At 60.3% G+C, this 22,866-nt stretch carries 22 protein-coding genes; 8 read left to right on the top strand and 14 right to left on the bottom strand.

Annotated elements, in window-relative coordinates; all coding sequences use genetic code 11:
• The first annotated feature begins 57 nt into the window (after positions 1-57).
• Complete coding sequence (gene ppsR, locus KUIN1_RS10945; RefSeq protein WP_003347114.1) at positions 58-876, top strand: posphoenolpyruvate synthetase regulatory kinase/phosphorylase PpsR; 819 nt, start codon at positions 58-60, stop codon at positions 874-876.
• A gap of 30 nt (positions 877-906) precedes the next feature.
• On the opposite strand, the gene prpF is transcribed toward ppsR, so the two are convergent.
• The 5 genes from prpF to KUIN1_RS10915 all read right to left on the bottom strand — a co-directional run bounded on the left by prpF (position 907) and on the right by KUIN1_RS10915 (position 7,789).
• Positions 907-2,097, bottom strand: coding sequence for a 2-methylaconitate cis-trans isomerase PrpF (gene prpF, locus KUIN1_RS10940; protein ID WP_152091980.1), 1,191 nt, complete (start codon positions 2,095-2,097; stop codon positions 907-909).
• A gap of 136 nt (positions 2,098-2,233) precedes the next feature.
• Positions 2,234-4,822 (bottom strand): Fe/S-dependent 2-methylisocitrate dehydratase AcnD, encoded by a 2,589-nt coding sequence (gene acnD / locus KUIN1_RS10930; RefSeq protein WP_103754022.1) that lies wholly within the window; start codon positions 4,820-4,822, stop codon positions 2,234-2,236.
• A 68-nt stretch (positions 4,823-4,890) separates the two neighbouring features.
• Positions 4,891-6,018: a bifunctional 2-methylcitrate synthase/citrate synthase gene (prpC, locus tag KUIN1_RS10925; protein WP_057458530.1), complete on the bottom strand. Its 1,128-nt coding sequence runs from the start codon at positions 6,016-6,018 to the stop codon at positions 4,891-4,893.
• A 161-nt stretch (positions 6,019-6,179) separates the two neighbouring features.
• A complete protein-coding gene (gene prpB, locus KUIN1_RS10920; RefSeq protein WP_011267426.1) occupies positions 6,180-7,073 on the bottom strand; it encodes a methylisocitrate lyase in 894 nt (297 codons plus the stop codon).
• A complete protein-coding gene (locus KUIN1_RS10915; protein WP_003392922.1) occupies positions 7,070-7,789 on the bottom strand; it encodes a GntR family transcriptional regulator in 720 nt (239 codons plus the stop codon). The genes prpB and KUIN1_RS10915 overlap by 4 nt, the downstream gene beginning before the upstream one ends.
• A 297-nt stretch (positions 7,790-8,086) precedes the next feature.
• Here KUIN1_RS10915 and rloA point away from each other — a divergent pair, with 297 nt between their 5' ends.
• The 4 genes from rloA (at position 8,087) to pabB (ending at position 12,559) form a co-directional block, all read left to right on the top strand.
• Positions 8,087-8,623, top strand: coding sequence for a retropepsin-like aspartic peptidase RloA (gene rloA, locus KUIN1_RS10910; protein WP_003406755.1), 537 nt, complete (start codon positions 8,087-8,089; stop codon positions 8,621-8,623).
• Positions 8,624-8,627: 4 nt separating this feature from the next.
• A complete protein-coding gene (gene rloB / locus KUIN1_RS10905) occupies positions 8,628-10,163 on the top strand; it encodes an osmotic stress tolerance membrane protein RloB (RefSeq protein WP_024650843.1) in 1,536 nt (511 codons plus the stop codon).
• A complete protein-coding gene (locus KUIN1_RS10900) occupies positions 10,163-11,140 on the top strand; it encodes an alpha-L-glutamate ligase-like protein (RefSeq protein WP_161632394.1) in 978 nt (325 codons plus the stop codon). The genes rloB and KUIN1_RS10900 overlap by 1 nt, the downstream gene beginning before the upstream one ends.
• A gap of 75 nt (positions 11,141-11,215) precedes the next feature.
• Positions 11,216-12,559 carry an aminodeoxychorismate synthase component I gene (gene pabB / locus KUIN1_RS10895; protein WP_116886879.1) on the top strand — a complete coding sequence of 448 codons (1,344 nt, stop codon included), beginning with the start codon at positions 11,216-11,218 and terminating at the stop codon, positions 12,557-12,559.
• Between the two features lie 134 nt (positions 12,560-12,693).
• Here pabB and thrH read toward each other — a convergent pair whose 3' ends face one another.
• Positions 12,694-13,311 carry a bifunctional phosphoserine phosphatase/homoserine phosphotransferase ThrH gene (thrH, locus tag KUIN1_RS10890; RefSeq protein ID WP_024640703.1) on the bottom strand — a complete coding sequence of 206 codons (618 nt, stop codon included), beginning with the start codon at positions 13,309-13,311 and terminating at the stop codon, positions 12,694-12,696.
• Between the two features lie 139 nt (positions 13,312-13,450).
• On the opposite strand from thrH, the gene KUIN1_RS10885 reads away from it, so the two are divergent.
• Positions 13,451-14,185, top strand: coding sequence for a phosphoadenylyl-sulfate reductase (locus tag KUIN1_RS10885; RefSeq protein WP_003406769.1), 735 nt, complete (start codon positions 13,451-13,453; stop codon positions 14,183-14,185).
• A gap of 120 nt (positions 14,186-14,305) precedes the next feature.
• Here the strand turns inward: KUIN1_RS10885 and cysB are convergent, their stop codons facing one another.
• The 4 genes from cysB to KUIN1_RS10865 form a co-directional block, all read right to left on the bottom strand.
• Complete coding sequence (gene cysB, locus KUIN1_RS10880; RefSeq protein WP_003406770.1) at positions 14,306-15,280, bottom strand: HTH-type transcriptional regulator CysB; 975 nt, start codon at positions 15,278-15,280, stop codon at positions 14,306-14,308.
• 150 nt (positions 15,281-15,430) lie between these two features.
• A complete protein-coding gene (locus tag KUIN1_RS10875) occupies positions 15,431-15,925 on the bottom strand; it encodes a universal stress protein (protein ID WP_003406771.1) in 495 nt (164 codons plus the stop codon).
• Positions 15,926-16,001: 76 nt separating this feature from the next.
• Positions 16,002-16,922: a 5'-nucleotidase gene (locus tag KUIN1_RS10870; RefSeq protein WP_057457836.1), complete on the bottom strand. Its 921-nt coding sequence runs from the start codon at positions 16,920-16,922 to the stop codon at positions 16,002-16,004.
• Between the two features lie 3 nt (positions 16,923-16,925).
• Positions 16,926-17,897, bottom strand: a complete 972-nt coding sequence (locus KUIN1_RS10865; RefSeq protein ID WP_003406773.1) for a putative 2-dehydropantoate 2-reductase — start codon at positions 17,895-17,897, stop codon at positions 16,926-16,928.
• A gap of 233 nt (positions 17,898-18,130) precedes the next feature.
• Between KUIN1_RS10865 and KUIN1_RS10860 the strand changes: the two genes are divergently transcribed.
• Positions 18,131-19,207 carry a 3-deoxy-7-phosphoheptulonate synthase gene (locus KUIN1_RS10860; protein WP_003406774.1) on the top strand — a complete coding sequence of 359 codons (1,077 nt, stop codon included), beginning with the start codon at positions 18,131-18,133 and terminating at the stop codon, positions 19,205-19,207.
• Between the two features lie 85 nt (positions 19,208-19,292).
• Here the strand turns inward: KUIN1_RS10860 and KUIN1_RS10855 are convergent, their stop codons facing one another.
• Positions 19,293-19,580, bottom strand: coding sequence for a GNAT family N-acetyltransferase (locus KUIN1_RS10855; protein WP_003315710.1), 288 nt, complete (start codon positions 19,578-19,580; stop codon positions 19,293-19,295).
• 461 nt (positions 19,581-20,041) lie between these two features.
• Here KUIN1_RS10855 and KUIN1_RS10850 point away from each other — a divergent pair, with 461 nt between their 5' ends.
• Positions 20,042-20,293 (top strand): Lpp/OprI family alanine-zipper lipoprotein, encoded by a 252-nt coding sequence (locus KUIN1_RS10850; protein WP_003347084.1) that lies wholly within the window; start codon positions 20,042-20,044, stop codon positions 20,291-20,293.
• A 545-nt stretch (positions 20,294-20,838) separates the two neighbouring features.
• Here KUIN1_RS10850 and KUIN1_RS10840 read toward each other — a convergent pair.
• From KUIN1_RS10840 to KUIN1_RS10830, 3 genes are all read right to left on the bottom strand, one after another.
• Positions 20,839-21,804 carry a L,D-transpeptidase family protein gene (locus tag KUIN1_RS10840; RefSeq protein ID WP_044323451.1) on the bottom strand — a complete coding sequence of 322 codons (966 nt, stop codon included), beginning with the start codon at positions 21,802-21,804 and terminating at the stop codon, positions 20,839-20,841.
• Positions 21,805-21,915: 111 nt separating this feature from the next.
• The gene (locus tag KUIN1_RS10835; RefSeq protein WP_003315714.1) at positions 21,916-22,197 is read right to left on the bottom strand and encodes a hypothetical protein; all 282 of its coding nucleotides are present in this window, start codon (positions 22,195-22,197) and stop codon (positions 21,916-21,918) included.
• Between the two features lie 56 nt (positions 22,198-22,253).
• Entirely contained in the window at positions 22,254-22,859 is a 606-nt protein-coding gene (locus tag KUIN1_RS10830; protein WP_003406776.1) for an arylesterase, read from the bottom strand.
• Positions 22,860-22,866: the final 7 nt, after the last annotated feature.

Genomic DNA, 22,866 nt, shown 5'->3' with positions numbered 1-22,866 from the left:
CGGCCAGCACGCCTATGATAGCCAGAATTCGTCAACTGCTTAAGGCCTGGGGCAAAAATGAAACGATCCGCTTTCTTCATCTCGGACGGCACGGGTATCACCGCCGAAACCCTGGGCCAGAGCCTGTTGGCACAATTTGAAAACATTACCTTCAACAAGTTCACCAGGCCCTATATCGACAGCGTCGAGAAGGCGCGGGCGATGGTACAACAAATCAATAATGCCGCCGACAAGGACGATGTGCGGCCGATCATCTTCGATACCATCGTCAATCAGGACATTCGCGAGATTCTGGCAACGTCCAATGGCTTCATGATCGATATCTTTTCGACCTTCCTGGCCCCGCTGGAGCAGGAGCTTAGTTCACACTCGTCCTACTCCGTGGGTAAATCGCATTCCATCGGGCATAACTCCAATTACATGGAGCGCATCGAGGCGGTCAACTTCGCGCTGGACAACGATGACGGCGCGCGGACGCATTATTACGACAAGGCCGATATCATCCTCGTCGGCGTCTCGCGCTGCGGCAAAACCCCGACCTGTCTGTACATGGCCATGCAGTTCGGTATCCGCGCCGCCAACTATCCGCTGACCGAAGATGACATGGAAAGGCTGCAACTGCCTGCAGCGCTCAAGCAGCATCGCGAAAAACTGTTCGGCCTGACCATCGACCCGGACCGCCTCACCGCGATCCGCCACGAGCGCAAGCCCAACAGCCGCTACTCCAGCTACGCGCAGTGCGAATTCGAGGTGCGCGAGGTGGAAAGCCTGTTCCGCCGCGAGAACATTGCACACATCAACTCCACGCATTTTTCGGTGGAAGAAATCTCCGCCAAGGTGCTGGTCGAAAAAGGCGTGGAGCGACGTTTCAAGTAGACGCTGCTGTCATTCCGTCAAACCGACGACTCAGACGCCTGGCTGCGGCACCCGCACCCAGCCTTCCATCAGCACGCGGGCGCTGCGGCTCATCAGGGCCTTGGTGACTTTCCAGTCACCGCCCTCCTGAACGGCCTGGGCGCCGACCCGCAGTGTGCCGGAGGGGTGGCCAAAGCTGACTGCGCTGCGCGCCTGACCACCAGCGGCCAGATTGACCAGCGTGCCCGGGATGGCCGCCGCTGTGCCGATGGCCACCGCAGCCGTGCCCATCATCGCGTGGTGCAGCTTGCCCATCGACACGGCGCGGACCAGCAGCTCGATATCCTGCGCAGCGACAGGCTTGCCACTCGACGCCACGTAATCGGCGGGCGCAGCGACAAAGGCCACTTTGGGCGTGTGCTGGCGTGCGGCAGCTTCATCAATGCTGCCAATCAGGCCCATGTGCAGCGCACCATAGGCGCGAATGGCCTCCAGACGGGCCAGCGCCTGCGGATCAGCGTTGATATCGCCCTGCAGCTCAGTGCCGGTATAGCCGATGTCGGCAGCGTTGACAAAAATCGTCGGAATACCGGCATTGATCATGGTTGCCTTCAAAGTGCCGATGCCGGGCACCTGCAGATCATCCACCAGATTGCCGGTGGGAAACATCGAGCCACCCGCGCCCTCTTCGTCCGCCGCCGGGTCAAGAAACTCCAGTGGCACTTCCGCTGCCGGGAAGGTCACGCCATCCAGCTCGAAGTCGCCGGTTTCCTGCACCGCGCCGTTGCTGACCGGCACGTGAGCGATGATGGTCTTGCCGATGTTGGCCTGCCAGATGCGCACCACCGCCACGCCGTCCTGCGGAACGCGCTCAGGGTCGACCAGACCATTGGTGATCGCGAATGGCCCCACGGCCGCTGACAGGTTGCCGCAATTGCCGCTCCAGTCGACAAATGGTTTGTCGATGGACACCTGGCCGAACAAGTAATCGACATCGTGGTCGGGCCTGCTGCTGCGCGACACAATCACGCTCTTGCTGGTACTCGACGTCGCCCCGCCCATGCCGTCGATCTGCTTTTCATAGGGGTCGGGGCTGCCGATGACCCGCAACAGCAGCGTATCCCGCGCCGCGCCCTGAACCTGTGCAGCTTCGGGCAGATCAGTCAGCCTGAAAAACACCCCCTTGCTGGTGCCGCCGCGCATGTAAGTGGCCGGGATGCGGATCTGTGGTGCGTTAGCCATGAATTCGTTGTCCTGTTCGATGAGCGCGCTGAGCGCTCAAAATCGGACGCAGAGCGTCCAGAACTGCATGCCCACGCGGAGCATGGGCACGATAGTGCTCTTGCGCACGCTTGGCGTTCCTCACGCTCCAGCGTAGCTACGATGCAGCGGCCTCCAGAAAATCCTGAGCAAAACGCTGCAACACGCCACCCGCCTCATAAATAGAGAGCTCTTCGGCGGTGTCCAGACGACAGGTCACCGGCACCTCGACGCGCTCGCCGTTACGGCGCTGAATCACCAGCGTCAATGTCGCGCGCGGCGTGCGCTGGCCGATCACATCGAAGGTTTCGCTGCCGTCGATGCCCAGGGTCAGACGGCTGGTGCCGGGCTTGAACTCCAGCGGCAGCACGCCCATGCCGACCAGGTTGGTGCGATGAATACGCTCGAACCCTTCTGCAGCAATCGCTTCGACGCCCGCCAGCCTGACACCTTTGGCCGCCCAGTCACGGGACGAGCCCTGCCCATAGTCGGCACCGGCAATGATGATCAACGGTTGCTTGCGCGCCATGTAGGTTTCGATGGCTTCCCACATGCGCGTGACCACGCCTTCGGGTTCGATACGGGTCAGCGAGCCTTTTCTGACCTTGCCATCGACCACTGCCATCTCGTTGACCAGTTGCGGGTTGGCAAAGGTCGCGCGCTGGGCAGTCAGGTGGTCGCCGCGATGGGTCGCGTAGGAGTTGAAGTCTTCCTCCGGCAGGCCCATTTTCGCCAGGTACTCGCCCGCCGCACTGTCGAGCATGATCGCGTTGGACGGCGACAGGTGATCAGTGGTGATGTTGTCCGGCAATACGGCCAGCGCCCGCATGCCCTTGAGCGTGCGTTCTCCGGCCAGCGCGCCTTCCCAGTAGGGCGGGCGACGGATGTAGGTGCTCATCGGACGCCAGTCGTAGAGCGGTTCGACCTTCGGCCCGATGTGTTCTTCGATGGCAAACATCGGGATATAGACCTGGCGGAACTGCTCCGGCTTGACCGATGCCTGCACGACGGCATCAATCTCTTCATCGCTCGGCCAGATATCCTTGAGACGGATTTCCCGGCCCTCGGCGACGCCCAGCACATCGTTTTCAATATCGAAGCGGATGGTCCCGGCAATGGCATACGCCACCACCAGGGGCGGCGAGGCCAGAAAGGCCTGCTTGGCATAGGGATGAATACGCCCGTCGAAGTTGCGGTTACCGGACAAGACCGCCGTGGCGTACAGGTCGCGGTCGATGATTTCCTGCTGGATCAGCGGATCGAGCGCGCCGGACATGCCGTTGCAGGTGGTGCAGGCAAAAGCCACGACGCCAAAACCCAGTTGCTCCAGCTCCGAGGTCAGCCCTGCTGCATCCAGGTACAGCGCCACGGTTTTCGAGCCGGGGGCCAGCGATGACTTGACCCAGGGTTTGCGCATCAGCCCCAGACGGTTGGCGTTGCGGGCCAGCAGACCGGCGGCAATGACGTTGCGCGGGTTGCTGGTGTTGGTGCAGCTGGTGATCGCGGCGATGATCACCGCGCCATCGGGCATCTGCCCCGGCACCTCATCCCATTGCCCGGCAATCCCTCTGGCCGCCAGATCAGCGGTGGCGACCCGCGCATGGGGGTTGGAGGGCCCGGCCATGTTGCGCACTACACTGGACAGATCGAAACTCAGCACCCGCTCGTAGCGCACCTCGCTCAGGCTGTCCGACCAGAGACCGGTGTGCCGGGCGTACAGCTCGACCAGCTTGACCTGCTCGTCCTCACGCCCTGTCAAACGCAGGTAGTCGATGGTTTGCGAATCAATCGAAAACATCGCTGCCGTCGCACCATATTCAGGCGCCATGTTGGAGATCGTCGCCCGGTCGCCCAGGGTCAGACTCGACGCACCTGCGCCGAAAAACTCCAGATAGGCACCGACCACTTTCTGCTGACGCAGGTACTCGGTCAGCGCGAGCACCAGGTCAGTGGCGGTGATGCCTGGCTGATGGCGCCCGGTCAGTTCGACGCCGATGATGTCCGGCAGGCGCATCCACGAGGCGCGCCCGAGCATGACGTTCTCGGCCTCGAGCCCACCGACGCCAATGGCAATCACGCCCAGGGCGTCGACATGCGGCGTGTGGCTGTCCGTGCCCACCAGTGTGTCAGGAAAGGCCACGCCATCGAGCACCTGCACCACCGGTGACATTTTCTCCAGATTGATCTGGTGCATGATGCCGTTGCCCGGCGGGATGACTTCGACGTTCTTGAACGCCTGCTTGGTCCAGTCAATGAAGTGAAAACGGTCTTCGTTGCGACGGTCTTCGATGACGCGGTTCTTCGTGAACGCCTGCGGGTCATTACCGTCGGACTCCACTGCCAGCGAGTGGTCGACGATCAGTTGCACCGGAACCACCGGGTTGACCAGCGCAGGATCGCCGCCCTGCGAAGCGATCGCGTCACGCAGCCCGGCAAGGTCGACCAGCGCGGTCTGACCCAGAATGTCGTGGCAGACCACGCGTGCCGGGAACCAGGGAAAATCCAGATCACGCTTGCGCTCGATGAGCTGCATCAACGAGGCATTCAAGGTCGCTGGATCACAACGACGCACCAGGTTCTCGGCCAGCACCCGCGAGGTGTAGGGCAGCGTGGCATAGGCACCGGGCTTGAGCGCCTCGACGGCTGCCCGAGCGTCGAAGTAATCCAGTCGGGTGCCAGGGAGCGGTTTGCGAAATTCACTGTTCATTGCGGGACTCGATCACGGAGTGTTCGGAATACGGGTGGGGAGCTCGTCGGCGGCTCCCCTGCCCCCTTTTAGCGCTGTTCCAGGGGTACGAACGCGCGCTGTTCGACGCCGATGTATTCGGCGCTCGGGCGAATGATGCGGTTGTTGGCGCGCTGCTCGAAAACGTGCGCGGCCCAGCCGGTCAGGCGTGAGCAGACGAAGATCGGCGTAAACAGCTTGGTCGGGATGCCCATGAAGTGATACGCCGACGCATGGTAGAAGTCGGCGTTGGGGAACAGTTTCTTCTGCTCCCACATGACCTTGTCGATGGCCTCGGAAACCGGGAACAGCACCGTATCGCCCACTTCGTCGGCGAGTTTCTTCGACCAGCCCTTGATCACCTCGTTGCGCGGGTCGGACTCCTTGTAGATCGCATGGCCAAAGCCCATGATCTTTTCCTTGCGCTCCAGCATGCCCAGCGTGCCTTTGGTTGCCTCTTCAGCCGAGGCGAAGCGCTGAATCATTTCCATTGCAGCCTCGTTGGCACCGCCGTGCAGCGGGCCGCGCAAGGTGCCGATGGCTGCCGTGACGCAGGAATACAGGTCCGACAGGGTCGACGCGCAGACGCGGGCAGTGAAGGTCGAGGCATTGAATTCGTGTTCGGCGTAGAGAATCAGCGATACGTCCATGACCTTGCGGTGCAGTTCGCTGGGCGCCTTGTCGAGCAGCAGGTGCAGAAAATGCCCGCCGATGGAGTCTTCGGCCGAGGTGCAGTCGATACGCTTGCCGTCGTGACTGAAGCGATACCAGTAGCACATGATCGCCGGGAACGCTGCGAGCAAACGGTCGGTCGAGTCGCGCTGCTGATCGAAACTGCGCTCCGGCTCCAGGGTGCCGAGCATGGAAGCACCGGTGCGCATGACATCCATCGGATGAGTGTCGGCGGGTATGCGCTCCAGCACTTCTTTCAGGGCCTGCGGCAGATCGCGCAGGCGCTTGAGCTTGTCCATATAGGCAGACAATTCGACCTGATTGGGCAGTTCGCCGCACAGCAGCAGGTAGGCCACTTCTTCAAAACGCGCCTCGGCAGCCAAATCGCGCACGTCATAGCCGCGATAGGTCAGCCCGGCACCGGCCATGCCCACCGTCGACAACGCCGTCTGCCCGGCAACCTGCCCGCGCAGCCCGGCACCACTCAATACTTTTGCTTCAGCCATGGTGTTCTCCAATTTTGTTCTTGTGTGATGGGACGGAGCGAGGCTTCTCTTGTTAGCGAAGATAGTGATTCCAACGTTGCATTATCAGAGAATATAACAACCCTTTCGCGAACAAGTTCGCTCCTACGGCCTGCGGCCAGAAGCCCGGTATTTCACAGGCATCAACCCTTCTTCTGCGCAAACAGCGCATCCAGCTTCTGTTCGAATGTGTGGTAATCGATCGCGTCATACAGCTCCATGCGCGTCTGCATGCTGTCGATCACGTTTTTCTGGCTGCCGTCACGGCGGATTGCGCCGTAGACATTTTCTGCAGCCTTGTTCATCGCGCGGAATGCGGAAAGCGGATACAGCACCAGCGAGACGTCCGCCTCGCGCAGCTCATCGACCGTAAACAACGGCGTGGCGCCAAACTCGGTAATGTTGGCGAGGATCGGCACGCCTGCGCGGTTGGCGAATTGCTTGTACATCGCCAGTTCGGTGATGGCCTCTGGAAACACCATGTCCGCACCGGCTTCAATACAGGCAGCGGCACGCTCCAGGGCCGACTCCAGCCCTTCAACCGCCAGCGCATCGGTACGCGCCATGATCACGAAGCTGTCGTCAGTCCGGGCATCCACGGCAGCCTTGATCCGGTCGACCATTTCCTGCTGAGAAACGATTTCCTTGTTGGGACGGTGCCCGCAACGCTTGGCGCCCACCTGATCCTCGATGTGAATCGCCGCCGCCCCGGCCTTGATCATCGAGCGCACGGTACGCGCCACATTGAAAGCCGAAGAGCCGAAACCGGTGTCGACGTCCACCAGCAACGGCAGATCGCAGACGTCGGTGATGCGCCGCACATCGATCAGTACGTCTTCAAGCCCAGTGATTCCCAGGTCCGGAATGCCCAGAGATCCTGCAGCGACTCCGCCACCCGACAGATAAATAGCCTTGAACCCGGCACGCCTGGCGAGCAGTGCGTGGTTGGCATTGATCGCGCCGACCACTTGCAGCGGCTGCTCGCTGGTAACTGCATCGCGGAAACGCTGGCCGGGAGTGCTGTTGTCATGACTCATTGTTTACCTCGGTCGGAAGTCGTCTGGGAAGCCGCCTGATAGTGGCGTTCGATGTTGCGTCTGGACGCGCCGATATGGCGACGCATCAACAATTCAGCCAGCTCACCGTCGCGGTCGGCGATGGCGTCGAGAATGCGGTGATGTTCGGCAAAGGCCTGACGAGGCCGGTTGGGCGTGGTGGAATACTGAATGCGGTACATGCGCACCAACTGGTAGAGCTCGCCGCAGAGCATCTGGCTGAGGGTGCGATTGCCGCTGCCCTGAATGATGCGGTAGTGAAAGTCGAAATCACCCTCCTGCTGGTAATAGCCGATACCTGCCTGAAAGGCGGCATCGCGCTCGTGGGTATCCAGAACGCCGCGCAGCTCATCGATTTCGGCCTGCGTCATGCGTTCGGCGGCCAGACGACAGGCCATCCCCTCCAGTGACTCGCGAATTTCATAGAGTTCGATCAGTTCGGCATGACTGAGCGAGACCACCCGGGCGCCCACATGCGGCACGCGAACCACCAGTCGCTGCCCTTCGAGCCGGTGAATCGCTTCGCGCAGCGGCCCGCGACTGATGCCATAGGTGCGAGCCAGTTCCGGCTCGGAAATCTTGCTGCCGGGAGCAATCTCGCCTTTCACGATGGCCGATTGAATACGTCGAAAAACGTTCTCGGAGAGCGTTTCCGAGTCGTCGGCAACCGTCATAGTTTTTTCGACCACCTTCAGCATTGTCGACACCTCATGACCATATTCGCTTAAATCTAGTCATATTTCGCCACTCAGTCAAAACAAAACCCTGCATTGTCGACAATCAGCCAAAACGCGCACCCCTTGCACGACAGACCAACCTGAACAGCCAGGCAGGTTGATCACTGGCAGCCGCAGGGCTTCATGCTAGAATGCGTCGCGTCCGTACAGCGCGCTCCGCAGCGGAGCCAGCGCCTGCGAACCGCCTGCCCTACCATCATCAGGTCAATTCCATTTGCGCCCTGACCCTGAAGTTGTTCGCTCATCGCGCCAGGATTTATGAGACTGACTACCCTCCCCACACTGCTCGGCCTTCTGCTTTTGCCCGGCCTGACCCTGGCCGCCAACAAGACAGTCTATGGCCTCAACGAATACGCCAGGCTGAGCGAAATCGATATCGAGATTGCCGCCAAGCTCGACACCGGCGCCAAGACTGCTTCGCTGAGCGCCCGCGACATCAAACATTTCAAGCGCGATGGTGAAAGCTGGGTGCGCTTCTATCTGGCCAGCGACAGCAAGCATGTACACCCCATCGAACGCCCCCTGGCGCGGGTCAGCAAGATCAAGCGGCGTGCCGACGATCTCGACCCGGATGACGACAATCGGTATTCGTCACGCCCGGTGATCAGCCTCGATATCTGCATGGGCGAATCTTTGCGCACCATAGAAGTGAACTTGACTGACCGAAGTGCTTTCCAATACCCGCTTTTGATCGGCTCCGAAGCCTTGAAACGCTTTGATGCGCTGGTCGATCCAAGTCTTAAATATGCGGCAGGGAAGCCCGGCTGCGCTTCCGTCGCTCAAAACGCAGAGTAAATCCATGCGCTCTCTTACACTCCATCTGAAGATCCTGATCACTGCCCTGGTGACTCTCGGCATCGCGATCACGGCCTATCAGATACTGGCGCTCGGCATACCCGTCAGCGAAGACGAAACCGATGATCTGTGGAACATCGACGCCAAAGTCGAATTCGTCGCCAATCCCAAGGATTCGGTGAAGGTGCAGATGTTCGTGCCGCCGCTGGCCCACGACTACATCAGCCTCAATGAAAGCTTCATCTCGAACAATTACGGCGTCAGCGTCAACCGCGCCGACGGCAACCGCAAGGTCACCTGGTCGGCCCGTCGCGCCACCGGCAACCAGACCCTGTACTACCGACTGGTGCTGACCAAGCGCTACAGCGGTGAAAAACCCAAGGTCAAAGGGCCTATCTTTCGCGACAGCATGACCGTCGAAGGCCCGGAAAAGGTCGCAGCCGAAGCGTTGCTGGCACCCATTCGCCAGCATTCGGCGGACGTTGAGACCTTCATCACCGAGGCCATCAAGCGCGTCAACAACCTGAATGACGATAACGTCAAACTGCTGCTGGCCGGTGATAACTCGGCGTCCAACAAGGCCCGGGTCACCGAGCTGCTGCTGTCGATCGCCCACGTACCGCTGGAAAAAGCCCACACCATTCGCCTGGATGCCGAGCAGCAGACACCGGAACTCTGGCTGCGCAGCTTCAACGGCAAGGAATGGCTGTACTTCAATCCCGACACCGGCGAAGCCGGCCTGCCGGACGATCGCCTGCTCTGGTGGACCGGCGAGGAAGGCCTGGTCAGCGTCGAGGGCGGCAAGAAGGTGCAAGTCACGTTCAGCCTCAACAACAGTGAAATGAACGCCATGCGTCTCGCCAAACTGACCGACGCCAGCACCGATTCGGACTTCCTGGCCTATTCGCTGTACGGCTTGCCGCTGCAGACCCAGCAGACCTTCATGATCATGGTCATGATCCCGATTGGCGTGCTGGTCATCCTGATCCTGCGCAACCTGATCGGCCTGCAGACACTGGGCACCTTCACCCCGGTGCTGATCGCGCTGGCATTCCGGGAGACACAACTGGGCTTCGGCATCGCCCTGTTTACCGTGATCACCGCGCTGGGCCTGTCACTGCGCTCGTATCTGGAGCACCTGAAACTGCAAATGCTGCCGCGCCTGTCGGTGGTACTGACCTTCGTCGTGGTGCTGATCGCTGCCATCAGCCTGTTCAGCCACAAGCTCGGGCTGGAACGCGGCCTGTCGGTTGCGCTGTTCCCGATGGTGATTCTGACCATGACCATCGAACGCCTGTCGATCACCTGGGAAGAGCGTGGCGGCAGCCATGCCATGAAGGTCGCCATCGGTACGCTGTTCGCCGCGTCGCTGGCACACCTGATCATGAGCGTGCCGGAACTGACCTATTTCGTCTTCACCTTCCCGGCAGTGCTGCTGATACTGGTCGGCTTCATGCTGGCGATGGGCAGATACCGTGGCTACCGGCTGACCGAACTGGTGCGCTTCAAGGCATTCCTGAAAGAGGAAAAGGCCAAGTGATCGGCTGGTGGAAAACCTGGAAGGCGCTCGAAGCCCGCGGCATCATGGGCATCAATCGACGTAACGCCGACTACGTGCTCAAGTACAACAAGCGCAGCCTCTATCCGATCGTCGATGACAAGATCATCACCAAGGAGCGGGCCATCGCCGCAGGCATTCATGTGCCGGAGATGTACGGCGTGATTTCCACGGAAAAGGAAATCGACAGGCTCGACGAGATCATCGGCGCGCACAGCGACTTCGTGATCAAACCCGCACAGGGCGCAGGCGGCGATGGCATTCTGGTGATCGCCGACCGTTTCGAGGAGCGCTTTCGCACCGTCTCGGGACGCATCATCAGCCACTCGGAAATCGAGCATCAGGTGTCCAGCATCCTCACCGGCCTTTATTCACTGGGTGGCCACCGCGACCGCGCGCTGATCGAGTACCGGGTCGTGCCGGACCCGATCTTCAAAAGCATCAGCTACGAAGGCGTACCGGACATCCGCATCATCGTGCTGATGGGTTATCCGGTGATGGCCATGCTGCGCTTGCCTACCCGGCAATCAGGCGGCAAGGCCAACCTGCACCAGGGCGCTATCGGCGTGGGTGTGGACCTGGCCACCGGCGTTACCCTGCAAGGCACCTGGCTGAACAACATCATCAGCAAGCACCCGGACACCACCCACTCGGTGGATGGCGTGCAGCTGCCTAACTGGGACGGCTTCATGAAGCTTGCCGCCGAGTGCTACGAATTGTGCGGCCTCGGCTACATCGGCGTCGACATGGTGCTGGACCAGGACAAAGGCCCGCTGATTCTGGAGCTCAACGCCCGTCCCGGCCTGAACATTCAGATCGCCAACGACAGTGGCCTGACCCATCGCACTCAGGCCGTCGAGGCGCGTCTGGAGCAACTGGCTCTCGAAGGACGCCAGGAATCGGCGCAGGAGCGGGTCGACTTTGTTCAGGACCTGTTCGGTCATGTGCCCGGCGTCTGAACCGACATACCGCTAGGACTGCCGCATCGGCAAGGCTACAATCGCCAGCCGCGTTTCCAAGACCGATATTCGACGATGCCGATCTGTTCGATACACCCCCTGCCCTACAGCGCCGACCCGATCGCGTTCTTCGCGCGAATCCGCGAAGCGCCGGGTGCGGTGCTGCTCGACAGCGGCAGGCCGGCAGCCGTGCGGGGCCGACATGACCTGCTCAGTGCATGGCCGTTGCAGGAACTGACCGTCGCCGATGGTGAGAACGGAGCGACCTATCTCCAGCGCTTGCGCGACAGTCTCAAGGCCCTCGGCCCAGCGCAGCTGCCTGACGGATGCGAGCTGCCCTTCGCTGGCGGCCTGATCGGTTATCTGAGTTATGAGTTTGGTCGACGCCTGGAGCCGTTGCCGGATCAGGCCATTGACGACCTGCAACTGCCCGAGGCCCGTCTGGGGCTCTACGCCTGGGCGCTGATCAGTGATCATCAGGAGCAGACCAGCCAGCTGATTTTTCACCCGTCCCTGGCCGCAAGCGAACGCGAACGGCTGATTGAGCTGTTCTCTGTCGATATCCCTGAGCCGCGCACGGAGTTCCGTCTCAGCCAGCCGTTTCAGGCCAGTATCAGCGCGGATAACTATCGCCAGGCGTTCGAACGCATTCAGGCCTACATCCAGGCCGGTGACTGCTACCAGGTCAACTTTGCACAACGCTTTCAGGCGCAGTGCGTGGGTGACCCGTGGGCCGCCTATCGTGCGCTGCGAGCGGCTTGTCCGACGCCATTCGCCGGCTACCTGAGCCTGCCGGGGGCCGATGCAATGCTGAGTCTTTCTCCCGAGCGCTTTGTGCGGGTCAGCACCCGGCAGGTCGAAACCCGCCCGATCAAAGGCACACGGCCGCGTAGCGCGGACCCGGCGCAGGATGCCGCCTTGGCCGCCGAACTGCTGGCCAGCGAGAAGGACCGCGCAGAGAACCTGATGATCGTCGACCTGCTGCGCAACGACCTGGGCCGCAGCTGCCGCATCGGCTCGGTGAAAGTCCCAGAGCTGTTCAGCCTCGAAAGCTACCCCAACGTGCACCATCTGGTGAGCAGCGTGACCGGGGAGCTGGCCGCCGGCAACGATGCACTGGACCTGATCGGCGGCAGCTTTCCTGGCGGATCCATCACGGGCGCGCCGAAGATCCGCGCCATGCAGATCATCGACGAGCTGGAGCCGACCCGCCGCAGCCTGTATTGCGGTTCGTTGATGTACCTGGACGTGCGTGGCGAAATGGACAGCTCGATCGCCATCCGCAGCCTGCTGGTCAAGGACGGACAGATTTCCTGCTGGGGCGGTGGCGGCATCGTCGCCGACTCGGACTGCGAGGCGGAATATCAGGAAACCTTCACCAAAGTCCGTGTACTGCTGGAGACGCTTGAAGCACTGTGAACCGCTCTGCGTTGCAAAGAGGACGCAGAGCGTCCAGAACGGCATACCGACGCAGAGCGTCGGCACGATAGCCAGATCATTTCGTGACGCTCTGCGTCACCTGTCTCCAGTCGCGCGCAACCGAGGCTTCGCCCTCAAAGCATCAAATCCCGATTCGAGGCCTTGATGAATTCCTTTTTCAGGTCATCGAAAGTATGCACCGCCGGAAACTGCGGGAATTCGCGGATCACGTTGTCGGGGGCGTGGAACAGGATACCGGCGTCGGCCTCGCCCAGCATGGTCGTGTCGTTGTACGAATCGCCTGCAGCGATGATCCGGTAATACAGGCTCTTGAAGGCCAGCACCGACTGACGCTTGGGATCTTTCTGACGCAACTGGTAACCGATCACCCGGTCGGTCTCGTCAGTGATCAAGCGATGACACAGCAGGGTCGGAAAACCCAATTGTCGCATCAGTGGCTGAGAGAACTCGTAGAACGTGTCCGAGAGAATCACTACCTGAAACCGCTCGCGCAGCCAGTTGACGAACTCCACGGCGCCCTCCAGCGGCTTGAGAGTACCGATCACTTCCTGAATATCCGCCAGTTTCAGACCGTGCTCATCAAGAATCCGCAGGCGTTGCTTCATCAGCACGTCGTAATCGGGAATGTCCCGCGTGGTGGCACGCAGCGATTCGATGCCGGTTTTCTCGGCAAAGGCGATCCAGATTTCCGGGACCAGAACACCCTCCAGGTCCAGGCAGGCAATTTCCACAGCACACTCCTCAAACCATTCACTCTCGACGCAAGTGCCACTCTAGCCGCTGGCAACGGCCACTGAACAGCGGATTTTGTTACCATTGCCGCCATCACGAGCGCTTAAGCGCCACTCTTGCATTTTAGGAAGCCGCCTGATGAGCCAACCTTTCGACGTCGCTGAACTGGCGACGACCTATGCGAACAAATCTGCACAAGACATTCTGAAACTGGCCTTCGAGCACTTCGGCGACGACCTGTGGATCTCTTTCAGCGGTGCCGAGGACGTGGTTCTGGTCGACATGGCCTGGAAGCTGAACAAGAACGTCAAGGTCTTCAGCCTGGATACAGGGCGCCTGCATGCGCAAACCTATCGCTTCATCGAGCAGGTCCGCGAGCACTACAAGATCGAGATCGAGATCGTTTCGCCCGATCACAGCAAGCTTGAACCTTTCGTCAAGGAAAAGGGCCTGTTCAGCTTTTACCGGGACGGCCATGGCGAATGCTGCGGCATCCGCAAGATCGAGCCACTGCGTCGCAAACTGTCTGGCGTCAGCGCCTGGGCAACCGGCCAGCGCCGTGATCAGAGCCCCGGCACCCGCAGCGCCGTTGCTGCAGTGGAAATCGACAGCGCTTTTTCGACAGCCGAGCGCACGCTGTACAAATTCAACCCGTTGGCACAAATGAGCAGCGAGGAAATCTGGGGCTACATCCGCATGCTGGAGCTGCCCTACAACAGCCTGCACGAGCGCGGCTTCATCAGCATCGGCTGCGAACCCTGCACCCGCCCGGTATTGCCGAACCAGCACGAGCGCGAAGGTCGCTGGTGGTGGGAAGAAGCCACGCAGAAGGAATGCGGGCTGCATGCGGGCAATCTGATAGTGCGCGACTAATGTCGCGAGCGGCAAGCTTCAAGCTTCAAGCTTCAAGTCAAAGCGCGTAGGGCTCTGGCTTGTAGCTTGTAGCTTGTAGCTTGTAGCTTGTAGCTTGCAGCTTGTAGCTCAAAACTGCCTCTAATGCACCGGCAGCTCGACATTGGCAAACAGCTCTTCCATTTCCTGCTTGTTATGGCACTGAATCGCCTTGGCCATGACTTCGCGGGTCAGGTGCGGCGCGAATTTCTCGATGAAATCGCACATGAAGCCCCGCAGGAAAGTGCCGCGACGGAAAGCGATTTTTGTAACGCTGGACTCGAACAGATCACTGGCATCGAGCACCACCAGGTCGCTGTCCACTTCCTCGTCTACCGCCATTCTCGCCACGATACCCACACCCAGATTCAGCCTGACGTAGGTCTTGATCACGTCGGCGTCCGCCGCCGTAAACACCACCTTGGGCACCAGCCCGCGATGGCTGAACGCCTCATCCAGCTTGGAACGACCGGTGAAACCGAAGACGTAAGTCACGATCGGGTATTCGGCCAGCAGTTCCAGGGTCAGCTTGGGTGCCTTGGTCAACGGGTGACCCTGCGGCACGACAACGCAACGGTTCCAGCGATAGCACGGCATCATCACCAGATCGCTGAACTGCTCGAGCGCCTCGGTGGCGATAGCGAAATCGACCGTCCCGTCAGCGGCCATTTCGGCGATCTGCATCGGTGAGCCCTGGTGCATGTGCAGCGCAACATCAGGGTATTGCTTGATGAAGTTGCTGATCACCGACGGCAAGGCATAGCGCGCCTGGGTGTGGGTGGTGGCGATCGACAGGGTGCCCTTTTTCTCGTTGGAGAACTCCTGGGCAATCTGCTTGATGCTCTCGACCTTGCGCAGGATCTCGCCCGCTGTCGTGATGATGCGCTCGCCTGCAGGTGTCACACGCGTCAGGTGCTTGCCGCTGCGGGCGAAAACCTCGACGCCCAGTTCATCTTCAAGCAGACGGATCTGCTTGCTGATGCCGGGCTGGGAGGTGTAAAGGCTCTGGGCCGTCGCGGAAACGTTGAGGTCGTGGTGCGCCACTTCCCAAATGTAGCGCAGTTGTTGGAGCTTCATATGTATCCCTCAAAGCAGATAAACCCTATGGGTATCGGCGACGGTATATAACTGGATTAATGGTGAGACGAATAATTCTAGAACTTTTTATCACCTTTGTAAGGTGATCGCACGCTCGATTTCATTAAAACCACCAATTGGACCTTTCCCCTACCCCCGCACCTTTTTCAACATCATCGGAACCATGTAGACCGGCACAGCGGAAAACTGCAGAACCCTGGCAGCCGTCCGGCCTATGGAGGAGCCCTCTTCCATGCTGCGGCTGTGACTGCCGACCACAAGCAAATCCACATCCAGCTTGTGCGCCTGTTCGAGAATCACGCTGGCAGGCTCGCCCTGCACGACGCGCACCGTACGAATCAGGGAAAGGTCCGAGTGCCCTTCGCCCAACTCTTCACGAAACCCGTCGAGCATTCGTTGCTCTATTCCACTCAAAAATGCATTCACACCTTTGCCGCGAAGCTCTTTCAACGCTTCCTCGCCCAGGTAACTCTGCAGCACCGACTCGGCGAACAGGCCCAGAGGCTCGACGACATGGATGACGTACAGCTCGGCGTTGAACGTTCGAGCCAGCGCCAGCGCGTGCTGCGTTACATAAGGCGCGTACAGACCGAGGTCTGCGGCATACAGCATCGAACGAACCATACAACCTCCCGAACAACCCGAATGGCGGAGATTGACTCAGCGTAGCAGCGCATCATCGGCTGCGACGGCGGACTTCTCAGCCCCCGTCGGCAAGCGGCACTATTTCGTTGCTGATGCCGTGTGGAACGTGCCCCGTCGCCACCACATCACGCGCCTTCTCGCAGTGGCCGGGCTGATCGTCGAAGAACACATCGGCGGCGAACGCTTCAAGGAAGGCCGATTTCTGCAAACCACCGAGAAACAGCGACTCGTCCAGACGAATGTCCCATTCGCGCAAGGTGCGGATCACGCGCTCATGGGCAGGTGCCGAGCGAGCCGTGACCAGCGCGGTGCGAATCGGGCAGCTCGCGTCGGGAAACTCGCGCTGCAGTTGATTGAGTGCGGCGAGAAACGGTTTGAAAGGCCCGCCGCGTAACGGCTCGCGAGCCCACTCACGCTCGCTGGCCTGAAAGGCCGCCAGCCCGCCGCTCTGGTACACCCGCTCCGATTCGTCGGAAAACAATACCGCGTCGCCATCGAAGGCAATCCGCAACTCGGCACTGGCTGCACGCCGTGCGCCACCCGAAAGGATGGTCGCGGCCGCGAACCCGGCATCCAGGGCGCTGCGTACATCCTCGGCATGGGTGGAGAGAAACAGGTGGCAGCCAAACGCTGCGAGATACGGGTAAGGACTGCGCCCGCCGGCAAAGGCGGCGCGACTGATGTCGAGGCCGTAATGCTGAATCGAGTTGAAGACCCGCAGGCCGGTATCGGCACTGTTGCGCGATACCAGCACCACTTCGACGCGCGCCTTCTCCAGGCTGGCATTGAGGCTCAGCAGTTTTTCCACCAGCGGGAACGCATCGCCCTGCGCGAGAATTTCGTCCTCATGCTCGATCTGATACTTGCGGTAGGCCTCGACGCCATCGGCCATGTACAACTCATGACTGTCGCGCAGATCGAACAGTGCGCGCGATGAAATCGCCAGTACCAGCTTATGGTCTTCAGCTTCTGTCATGAATCACTCCTTGCTTGCCGGGCGGTTGCCCCGATCGATGAACGCCAGTGCCTGATAAAGCGCCCGCACGCGGGGCATGTCAAACCCGGCGGCAAGCGCCGCCGCAAGGGGCCGGGCATAAATGGCGTCCAGCTCCAGCGGGCGTCTTTCGGCCAGGTCGTGGTACATGCTGGGCCTGTAATCCGGCATGTTTTCGGTCACTGTAAACAGATGCTGCGCGAAACCCGGCGGCAAGGTGTGCCCGCAGGCCTCGGCCCCCTGCACGACCTCGTCCATCAGCGCCCGGATCAAGGCCTGGCTGTCAGGATCGGCCATCAATCGACCGGTACTGGTCTGCAACAAGGCCGACAGCCCGTTATAGGGCACATTCCAGACCAGCTTCTGCCAGCGGGCCTGCTGCAGATTGGCCATGACCGGCGCGTCGATGCCGGCCGTCTTGAACAGGGCCGCGCAGGCTTCGACGACCGCCATGCGGCTCGCCTCATCGTCCGCCGGGCCGCTGTGATAGCCGACACTGACCGCACCGAAGGCTTCATGGGCGACGACGCCGGGCGCAACCCGGTTGACGCAGACGAAACACAGCCCGCCGAGTATGTGCAGGCTGTCGGGCAGGACGTTACGCAGTTGGTCTTCGACAGCCAGGCCGTTTTGCAACAGCAGCACGCTGGCATTCGGCGCAGCCACCTGACGGATGATCGGACCGAGCGCGGCATTGCCGGTGCTCTTGGTGCCGACCAGCAGCCAGTCACAAGGCGGCATTTCAGCCGCCGAGCGATACGCCTGAACGGGCTTGAGGGACAGCTCGCCGTGCACGGCGCTTTTGACCTGCAAACCTTCGCGCGCCACCGTGTCAAACTCGCTGCGCAGCAGAAAATGCACATCGTATCCGGCACGCGCCAGCATCAGTCCGTAAAAGCCACCGATGGCACCCGTACCAATGATGCCGACGCGCGGACCACGGGAATCAACACTCATGACCTCTCCCTTGACTGTCTCGCTATTTGCGGCCGTACACTATCCGTCGCAGCGGATTGTCTTGCAATAAGGCAGCGCATCCCGGGCAACGACCTGGCCAATACCTCGTTTACTTATTGTCGAACAGCGCGATAACGCGCTAAGGTTCGGCTCCCCGCTGCGCTCAAACCAGCTGGACACCGCCGCACGGGGGACCGTTGGCGGCCAGTACCCGCGACCTGATGAGTAACACGATGGCTGATTTACCGATTGACGACCTCAACGTTGCCTCCAACGAGACTCTGATCACTCCGGATCAGCTCAAGCGCGACATCCCCCTGACCGATGCTGCCCTGCAGACCGTCAGCCAGGGCCGCGAAGTGATTCGCAACATTCTCGATGGCCATGACCACCGCCTGTTCATCGTGATCGGCCCGTGCTCGATCCACGACCTCAAGGCAGCCAAGGAGTACGCCGAGCGTCTCAAGGCGCTGGCGGCGGAAGTGTCTGACACGCTGTATCTGGTGATGCGCGTCTACTTCGAGAAGCCGCGCACCACGGTGGGCTGGAAAGGCCTGATCAACGACCCGTACCTGGATGACTCGTTCAAGATCCAGGATGGCCTGCACATCGGTCGCCAGTTGCTGCTGGATCTGGCCGAGATGGGTCTGCCCACCGCCACCGAAGCCCTGGACCCGATCTCCCCGCAGTATCTGCAGGACCTGATCAGCTGGTCGGCCATCGGCGCGCGCACCACAGAATCCCAGACTCACCGTGAGATGGCCTCGGGCCTGTCCTCGGCAGTCGGTTTCAAGAACGGTACCGACGGCGGCCTGACGGTTGCCATCAACGCCTTGCAATCGGTGTCGAGCCCGCATCGTTTCCTGGGTATCAACCAGGAAGGCGGCGTGTCGATCGTGACCACCAAAGGCAACGCCTACGGTCATGTGGTGCTGCGCGGCGGCAATGGCAAGCCCAACTATGACTCGGTCAGCGTCGCGCTCTGCGAGCAGGCGCTGAACAAGTCCGGCATTCGCCCGAACATCATGGTCGACTGCAGCCACGCCAACTCCAACAAGGACCCGGCCCTGCAACCGCTGGTGATGGAAAACGTCGCCAACCAGATCCTGGAAGGCAACGAATCGATCATCGGCCTGATGGTCGAGAGCCACTTGAACTGGGGCTGCCAGGCGATTCCCAAGGACCTGTCGGAATTGCAGTACGGCGTGTCGATTACCGATGCCTGCATCGATTGGCAAAGCACTGAAAAGACCCTGCGCAGCATGCACGCGAAACTCAAGGATGTGCTGCCAGCTCGCAAGCGCAAGTAATTGCCTGACCGACAGCACCGCAAGAACGAAAACGCCGAGCAAATGCTCGGCGTTTTTCATACTGACGGTCTGTAGCTGGAAGTCGTCAGAGCTTGGCGGCCTGCGACTGCAGATCATGCAGTTCCATATAGCGCTCGACATAAGAGCAGGACGGTATGACCGAATAGCCCATGCTGTCGGCATAATCGAGCGCCTCCTTGGTCAGCGCCGCAGCAATTCCGCGACCCCGCAAGGCGTCCGGTACAAAGGTCCGATAGAAGTCCAGGGTCTGTTTGCCTAGATCCATATAGGTCAGATAGGCACGGTGGCCGTCGATAATGATTTCGAAATGGTGGCCGACTTCGTCATGGTGGATGGACAACGCCTCGCTCATCGCTACTCCTCGCGGGTCTTGGAATTTGACCCCTACCTTACCGGTCTTTTTCAGGCGAAGGAACATCTACGCCACCCAGTGCCTGTTTTCGACACCGGTAGGGCACTGCCGATCTCGACGGACATCACATTGAGATAGTAGGCGCCATTAGCGACTATGCTCAAGCGCGCTCGATGTAAAAATACCCGGAAACGCTCATGTGCCGACCGACAGTCAATCAGGAATGGTCTTGCATGAACTGTCCGGAACGCTTCAGCACGGCAGGGGTCCGGTTAAAGTGGATAGTTTTTGTACAGAACGCTTGAGAAGTAACGCGGAACGCTTTCAAAGCGAGGAATTTTAGCAGCTTCTTGCGCCGGGTCCGTTTACTTACTACAAACAATGGGTACTATGTACGCCGGTCGTTTTCTCATTTTCGAGAGATGACTAATTTGAAAAAAAATTCCTTGAAGGTGAACACGATGAACAACGTTCTGAAATTCTCTGCTCTGGCTCTGGCCGCAGTTCTGGCTACCGGTTGCAGCAGCGTATCCAAAGAAACCGAAGCTCGTCTGACCGCTACCGAAGACGCAGCAGCTCGTTCGCAAGCACGTGCCGACGAAGCCTACCGCAAGGCTGACGAAGCTATGGCTGCTGCTCAAAAAGCTCAGCAAACTGCTGACGAAGCCAACGAGCGCGCTCTGCGCATGTTGGACAAAGCCAGCCGCAAGTAATAATCCCCCGGGATTATTGAAAGCCGACCCGGCAACGGGTCGGCTTTTTTTTGCCTGTTTTCTGGCTCGTGATTGCCTGTGCAATAGCCTGAATGACTCCAGGAACAGGGCTAATACCCGATGACTCTCTTTTGACGGTTTTTCGTTGTCAGGTGGATTGAGGTTCGGCTCAGGTCACCTTTTCGCCCCTCGGCGACCTACTTTGATGGGGCCAAAGTAGGCAAACCCCCTCGCTCCTGTTTCCGGCCCGACTTCGTCGGGTTCCTTCGCCCTGTCACTGATCCGGGGGTCGCCGCAACGGACCATCCATGGTCCGGTGCGGCTAGCCTGGCGTCCTGCCAGGCTACCCCCGGATCAGCGCCAGGACTCAGCCGTCACTTACGTCGCACTCTGCGTCGTCTGTGCCATCGTGATCGAAAAGCGCGTATGGCGGCCTCCTGCGGGCGCGGCATGACGGTGTGTTGAGCTGAAGACTTGTGACGCGGAGCGTCACGAACCGCATGCCAACGCGGAGCATTGGCACGAGAACAATTGCTGGCGACGATTTACTGAAAAATCACCGGCTCTTCAGCACTCGCAGGCGCTTTGCCCGGTTCTGCGATCTCCACCGGCATGCCGTCTTCGGCCGCGACCACATCACGTACCACGTCCCAGTTCATGCGCAGATTGTTGGCCAGGTCGTCACGCTTGAGCAGCGCGTTGATCACCGCCGTGTGCTTGTCGACCACCGACGGGTTGCCCAGGTCATCAACCGGCGTGTGCGCTTCCAGGTAAACCTTGCCGCCACTGATGCCGAACTTGTAGGGCTCGCTGATGATGCGCACGGTCGTGCCGACCGGGGCCATGTCGGCCAGTTCCAGCACGTTATTGTTGTACATGCGGAAACAGCCGTGGCTGGTGCGCATGCCAATACCGAACTTCTTGTTCGAGCCGTGGATCAGGTAGCCGGAAAGCCCCAGGCCGAATTTGAACGGCCCCAGCGGGTTGTCCGGACCGGCCGGCACCACGTCAGGCAGCGGATCGCCATCGGCCGCATGCTCGGCCTTGATCGAGGCCGGCGGTGTCCAGGTCGGGTTCGGCGTCTTGGCCGTCACCTTGGTCACGCCGATCGGCGACCCCCAGCCTTCACGACCGACACCCAGTGGATAGGTGTGCACGACATTCTGCCCCTTGGGGTAGTAATACATGCGGTATTCGGCAAGGTTGATGACGATCCCTTCGCGCGGACCCGGCGGCAGAATGAAGCGGGTCGGCAGCACGATGTCCTTGCCCGCCCCCGGCAACCAGGGATCGACGCCAGGGTTGGCAGCGATCATTTCCAGATAGCCCAGATCGTATTGGGTGCCCAGATCGGCGAAGGTGTCTTCGTATTTGGCCTTGATGACCTGCACCTGCCCCACGATGTCTTCGCCGGGCGGCGGCAACGGAAACTCCAGTGCATGGACAGAGCTCGCCGCGCACAGAGCAGCAAGCGACAGACAGCGGGTAACGGCTGGAATGCGCGACAACATCCGGGAGATCCTTCGGGTAACGACTAAAGAGATGGAAACAAGAACTGAAGTGTACACCGGCCCTTGCCGGATCGGGGATATCTGCGGCCGACCTTCCGGCAGTCATGACAGCTAGAGTTCAGGCCAGATCGGATTCATCCCCCTGCGCTGCGCGTCCATGATGGCCTTGCACAAGGGGCACAGACGCTCATCACGCATGGCCTGCAGTTCGACGGCGCGCATTTGCGGCTGGGCCGGCAATAACGTGCCGCACAATGTACGGTCGATCGAGCCGCCCAGCTCCAATTGGCGAGCGATCAGATGGACGCGCACTTCCTGACAGGCGAACAGATCCAGCTGCTCATCGGGTTCAAGCATTTGATAGGCATACAGGGACCAGGCGGGACGCGGCATGGGGGGCTCCAGATCGGGGGCGCCACATTAGCCGAAAGCCCCCGCCCGGGAAAGCCTCAAAGCAGCGGTTTCAGGCTCGGCCAGACATTTTCCAGCAACTTGCCCTGAGCGGCCGCCGCCGGATGCAGACCATCGGCCTGCATCAGCTCGGGCACCCCGCCTACACCTTCCAGAAAGAATGGCACGAAGGGGACCTTTTTTTCCTGGGCCAGGTTGCTGTAAACCTCTTCAAAGGCCTTGGTATAGCGTGGCCCGTAGTTGGGCGGGATGCGCATGCCCAGCAACAGTACTTTGGCACCTGCCGCCTGCGAGCGGTCGATCATCGATGAAAGGTTTTGTTGCAATTGAGCAGGCTGCTGGCCGCGCAGGCCGTCGTTGCCGCCCAATTCCAGAATAACCAGCTCCGGCTTATGCTCTGCAAGCAGCGCAGGCAAACGCGCCTGGCCGCCTGCACTGGTGTCGCCACTGATCGACGCATTGACCACCTTGTCGTCGAATCCCTCCTTGCTCAGACGCTGTTCCAGCAAACTGACCCACCCCACGCGGGTATCCAGCCCGAAAGCCGCACTGATACTATCTCCAACGATCAATACCGTGCCCGCCAACGCGCCCTGTGACAGCAGCAGTAACCCCAGGCCAGCACTTAAAAACAACGCACGCATCGGATTC

Source organism: Pseudomonas sp. KUIN-1 (assembly GCF_009176725.1).
In the GTDB taxonomy this organism is placed as follows: domain Bacteria; phylum Pseudomonadota; class Gammaproteobacteria; order Pseudomonadales; family Pseudomonadaceae; genus Aquipseudomonas; species Aquipseudomonas fragariae.
The sequence above is the reverse complement of the archived record's forward strand: the minus strand, read 5'-3'. Positions and strand labels throughout refer to the sequence as shown.